This window comes from Vibrio sp. 10N.222.52.B7, assembly GCF_041474275.1.
GTDB lineage: Bacteria > Pseudomonadota > Gammaproteobacteria > Enterobacterales > Vibrionaceae > Vibrio > Vibrio crassostreae_C.
The window spans coordinates 1-244 of the sequence record NZ_JBFRTU010000750.1 but is presented as its reverse complement, the minus strand read 5'-3'; the positions used below and the strand labels follow the sequence as shown (position 1 = coordinate 244).

Below are 244 nucleotides of genomic sequence, written 5' to 3'. Positions count from 1 at the left end.
GTAATGACGGTGGCAATGGAACCAAATCCGGAAGTGCTTGTTCAAGCGCCTCAACACCGCACAAACCACAACCTGTGGTTCCAGCCAAGTTACGCCGCTGAGTTTTCATGTCCCAAAAAGCACGGTTGCTGATTTCTACTTGCGCGAAATGAGATTCACCATTGCCACCAATCTCAATATCACGAATTTCACTGAATTTTTTTACGATACCGGTGCTTAAACTAAAACCACGCACAAAGTCTTC

Annotated in this window: 1 protein-coding gene; it reads right to left on the bottom strand. The window is 45.5% G+C overall.

The features are described 5' to 3' along the window. Nucleotides 1–244, bottom strand: a 244-nt coding sequence (locus AB4512_RS25120) for a formate dehydrogenase accessory sulfurtransferase FdhD (protein WP_372176172.1), incomplete at both ends; no start/stop codon positions are given.